Source organism: Bifidobacterium sp. (assembly GCF_051876855.1).
Classification (GTDB): domain Bacteria; phylum Actinomycetota; class Actinomycetes; order Actinomycetales; family Bifidobacteriaceae; genus Bifidobacterium.
In genome coordinates this window covers 1-4,745 of record NZ_JBJEIH010000109.1, presented here as the reverse complement: position 1 = coordinate 4,745, position 4,745 = coordinate 1, and the positions used below count along the sequence as shown (strand labels likewise).

Below are 4,745 nucleotides of genomic sequence, written 5' to 3'. Positions count from 1 at the left end.
ATGCACGCTAGGGGAACCGGATCGCCGTACGCCTGCCACTGCTCGAGCCGACCGGCGTAGGTGCTGCCGGCATCATGCTTGATGGCGATGGGCTCGTACTCCGCCTGCATGAGCATCATGTTGAGGATCTGGCGTCCGGTACGCCCGTTGCCGTCGGCGAACGGGTGGATGTTCTCGAGTGCCTCCGCGGAGGCGCGCTCCGACGGACTCGGGCCCGCCGTTGTCTGTACGCTGAAACCGATGCGTCGCGTGTCGGACTGCGAAGTATGCGATGACGGCAAACAGCGTATGCAAGCACAGGCCGAAATGGATGAGTCGCGTGTCGTACCTCGACCGTGGTGAGTCTCCGTCGTTGATGATGTAATATCCGCCCCCGGCATCCTCCATGATCTCTTCCTGATGTCCAGTAACCGGAGTCTGCACCGCAGCATCCACCGTGTCGGTCGAAGGTGTCTTATCGTTCTCCCATTTGCCGATCGTGGAGTTTGCGCTGCTCAGAATGCTATCCTGTATCTCAATCTCAATATCGCACATGACCATCAAATAGGGGAGTGTCAGAGGATGTGGCTTTGCGGTGAGAAGGAGCACAATGTTCAGAATTGCGATGAGGAAAGCCACAACCTGTAGGCATTTCCAAAGCCCGTGAGTAGACAGCAGGATAGATAAATTGATAAGCAACGGGAGAATCAGAAGAACCACGGCAATCGGGAGTGCATAGGTGTAGTCACCAGAAGAAGATGCCCCGAGAAATATGAAAAGACACGGTACTACCGTGAAGAGTGAAATCAGCAATGCACAGACGATAAACACACTGACGAGCATGCCTATCGCACGCGCAGACATCAACGGAGTGGACGCGTGCAATATGCCCTCCTGCACGAAGGGCAGGAATGTCAGTGCGAAATAGAAGAAGTCAATTACACACGGGAGCCACATTGTTCGAATCCAAGGATGCCCTGATGCAGGTACAAGTTTGGAATGTTCGGCCTTCCAATTCACATATTGTTTTTTCTGGTGCTCGGCGCCGCGAGCGGCATTTTTCACCCAGGCGGCGTAATCAGAAATCGACAGTAACGCGATCAGGTTGACAAGGGAGAATACAAACGCGAGTATCCACCCAGGCCAGACTTTCATAATGCCGATGAGTCGGGGCATCTCCATTGACAACAATATCTGTGAGAGGAATGCGAGAATGATGATGACAACTTGAATGGCATCCGTTTTGTGTTGGTTGTTGTAATCATCTTGTGTATGAGCGGCCGAACGGGTGTCGCGGAAGATGATGAGCGCAATCAGTGCCGCTTGCGTTCCGCCAAGACTTGCCAGGAGTCCCGGGGCATCTGGGCGGTCGTGCACCTTGGGATCACCGGTTTGATTCATCCAAAACCCGGTGAAACCGTTCATATCGTGTGCCGTGGGAGGTATGAAGAACATGGGAATTATGAAGAATACCAACAGTGAGACAATCAAGAGCCCCAAGAAATTCGATATAACTTGAGCGAGCGTGAAGTTCTTTTCGATGCGCAATATCATCTTTTTCAGCAGGTCGTGGGGCTTCACCGTTCTAAGACCCCGGAACGAGTGACCTTGCGTATTGCCCGTATGTGTTGTATTGCCCATTGCCGATGCCTCCTTCTCGATAGGTATGTCCATTCCCATGCTAGCGGGCAGGCGTGCGCGGTCAGGCTGGATTCGGGAATTGCCCCATGGATATGCCCGACAGCTGAAGACATCACATGGAGAATCCGGCCCATGTCTGGCGGCAGGGCCGGATATACCTGGCATATGGGCTATACCGTCATCGGTGGTTTCGGTGGCGGTGCCTCGTTGCTGGTTCACAGGGAGGGGCCATGGTATGAATCGGAGCCGAGGGCTGTTGCAGACGGTGGCTCCGGTGAAGGATCGGGAAGGGGAGCCTGTGATTGAGCAGGTGACCCGGGCTCGGATTCCGTGACGCCGTTCGGGTGCCTGAGCGGGGGGAGCGGTGTCGATGGATCGAAGAGCGTGGCGTCCATAAAGCGTTGCAAGGGTACCGGGTCCTTCAGGTCGGAGTCAAAGGTGTTGTCCAGGACAAGTGCGTCCCGGAAATACTGTGCGTGCGATGCGAATGGCGTGTTGTCCACCGTGAAGCCTAGGCGCCGCAGATACATGATCGCGAACACCGCAGTGGTACGGGTGTTGCCTTCGCGGAACGGGTGAATCTGCCAGATTCCCGAGATGAAGCCGAACACGCTGGACGCGATGTCGCGCCGGGACGCGCCGGGATATGATTCCCCGCGCTTTCGTTCTTCCATGAAATCGTAGTCCAGTGTCTCACCGACCAGATGATACGGTGCATACGATACGGAGTCTCCGCCGAGCACAGGTTCCCGCTTTGAAATGTTGACTGTCCTCCACACGCCGACCCAGTCGTTGCGGAACACACCTTGGAACAGGTGACGATGGATTTGCCTGAGCATCGGGGGCATGAGCACGAATGAGTCGTCCTGGAGGATGGCGCTGATTCTGGTGGAGACGATGTCCGCCTCGAAATGGGGCTCCTCGGACTTGTTGCCTTCGTGATACTCGCGTAGGTTGTGTTCCACCTCGGCGTACGAGACACGTCCATCGATCTGTTCCCGGGCCTGGCTGACGGCATAGTCCGACGGCGTCAGCCCGTCCGCGGCTTGCAACCCGAAGCCGATTCTCCACGCTTCGGCGCGTGACTGCGAGGTGCCTTCGCCCGTCGAGACGTAATATTCATCCTCAGCTGCCATTGCCATCCCTTTCCTCCGGCACGGCCTCGGTGTCCGTATGCGCCCATTCCTCCAGCAGGTAGTAGTTGCGGATGATGGTCTCCTGGTCCGGGTCGCTCATCTCCCTGGTCGCGCCGTCCAGCTCGTCGTACAGCGAGCCGGTCCAGCGGTCGCCGCGTTCGATGGCGTCGACGAGTTCGTCGATGGCCTCGGCGGTGATCTGCGGGATCGGGAACGGCCAGTCGCGCGCCCTGCGGATGCGTGGTGTGTCTGTCATGGTTGCCGCCTTCCCTTGGCTGTCGTGTCTGTATACCCATGGTAGCCGGATTGCCGGCCGGAGGAGGGACGGCGGCGTCCGCCCGGCCGGTCGCCGAACGCGAGGCGGATCCCGCGGTCGGGGTCGGGTTCCAGTCGCGCGTCGAACTTGCGGCCCGCTTTCGAGACCAGGCCGGTGATTTTCGGGTGTTTGCCCGCGAGGGCGCGGCGGACGACGGCGTCGGTGAGTTTCCTGCCGCATATGGTCGGGTAGATGCGGTAGCCGCAGCCTTCGGACAGCTGCCATGTCCCGTCCGGGTTCTTGCGGCTGTGGTTGGTCGAGCATTGCCATATCCCGCCGGTCCTGACGACCGGTGCGCCGCAGCGCGGGCACGGGCCGTAGGATTCCTTCTCGCGTGTCGTGCCCGCGAGGGCGCGCAGGTCATCGCGCCCTGCCAGGCGCATGGTGCGGCGGGGCAGGCGGGCGCACTCGGCGCGGATCTGGTCGAGGAACGTTTGCGGGTCGGCGTCGCCGTGTTCGATGTCCGCGAGGGTCTGTTCCCATTGCGCGGTGAGCTTGACGTCCTTGAGCTCGTCGACGGCGACGGCGATGAGCAGGCGGCCGGCGGGCGTGCTGCGGATCTGCCGGCCCTTGCGTTCCAGGTTCCCGGTCCTGACGAGCTGTTCGATAATGCCCGCGCGGGTGGCGGGGGTGCCGATCCCGCCGGAGTGGCTGGTGTCGTCGTCGAGCGCCGCTTTGAGGTCGCGGTCGGCGATGAAGCGGCTGGCGTGTTCCATGGCCGCGAGCAGGGACGCTTCGGTGAACGGCCGGGGCGGGGCGGTGTGTCCCTCGGCGAGCGTGGCCGGGCCCGCCTGCGGGTATGTGCCTTCCATGAGCCCCGCGGGGATCGTGCCGTCGTCTTCGTCGTGCCTTTCGCCGTTCTCGTGCTCGCCGTGCGGTGTGTCCCGGGCGGTGGCGGGATGTTCGATGAGTGTCCATCCCGGGTCGGCGGGCGTGTCCCCGCAGGCGCGCAGGGGGATGTCGTGGCCGGGCACGTCGCCGGCGGGCGTGTCGATGGCGGCGGTCACGCGGGTCGTGTCATGGACCCGGTCCGTGGAGCATGCGGCCCACATGCGGGTCAGGATCGTGGTGATGGCTTGGCGTTCCGTGTCGGTCAGGTCGCGGGTGAACGTGTCGTAGGTCAGGCGCCCGGTCGGCAGGATCGCGGTGTGTCCGGCGACCTTCCCGTCGTCGACGCACCGCGCGGGGTCGAGGGCACCGGCCTGTGCGAGGTCGTGGATCGCGGTGACCTGCCCGGTGTCGAGGAAGCCGAGCGCGTACCGGGGGTGCAGCAGCAGGCGCAGCGCGGGAAGGTCGTCATGTGTGATGTACCGGCTGTCGGTGCGCGGGTAGGTCGCCAGCCCCATCTCGTACAGGTGCTGCAACGCGTCGAGCGTGTGTTCGGCGGTCACGCCGTACCGTGTGTTCATGGCCTGCTGGAGGCTTGTCAGGTCGAACAGGGCGGGCGGCCGGTCGTGTTCGCGCCGGTGTTCGACCCGGGTGACGTTAACCGGCCTGCCCTGGGCGGCGTCGAGCAGCCGCACGGCGGCGTCATGGTCGGTGATCCTGGGGCTGTGCAACGTCCAGCCGCCCATGTGGGCCGCCAGACGCCAGAACGGGGTCGGGGTGTGATGCTCGATCGCCTGTGTTTGTTCAATAGGAAGTGGGCCGGTTGAGCATCTGGAATTAGTCCA

At 61.6% G+C, this 4,745-nt stretch carries 3 protein-coding genes and 1 pseudogene; all 4 read right to left on the bottom strand.

Features of this window, described 5'->3' with window-relative positions:
- Positions 1-176, bottom strand: a pseudogene (locus tag ACI38B_RS07170) (Fic family protein); the annotation flags it as partial.
- A 1,659-nt stretch (positions 177-1,835) separates the two neighbouring features.
- Positions 1,836-2,756, bottom strand: coding sequence for a Fic family protein (locus ACI38B_RS07165; protein WP_439730141.1), 921 nt, complete (start codon positions 2,754-2,756; stop codon positions 1,836-1,838).
- On the bottom strand, positions 2,746-3,012 hold the full coding sequence (locus tag ACI38B_RS07160) for a hypothetical protein (RefSeq protein WP_439730140.1): 267 nt from the start codon (positions 3,010-3,012) through the stop codon (positions 2,746-2,748). Before ACI38B_RS07160 ends, ACI38B_RS07165 begins: the two co-directional genes overlap by 11 nt.
- On the bottom strand, positions 3,009-4,745 hold a 1,737-nt coding region (locus ACI38B_RS07155), incomplete at its 5' end, for a DNA topoisomerase (protein WP_439730139.1). The genes ACI38B_RS07155 and ACI38B_RS07160, both read right to left, overlap by 4 nt.

Coding starts and splice junctions, on each gene's coding strand:
- ACI38B_RS07160 (WP_439730140.1), bottom strand. CDS start 3,012: ATGACAGACACACCACGCATCCGCAGGGCGCGCGACTGGCCGTTCCCG.
- ACI38B_RS07165 (WP_439730141.1), bottom strand. CDS start 2,756: ATGGCAGCTGAGGATGAATATTACGTCTCGACGGGCGAAGGCACCTCG.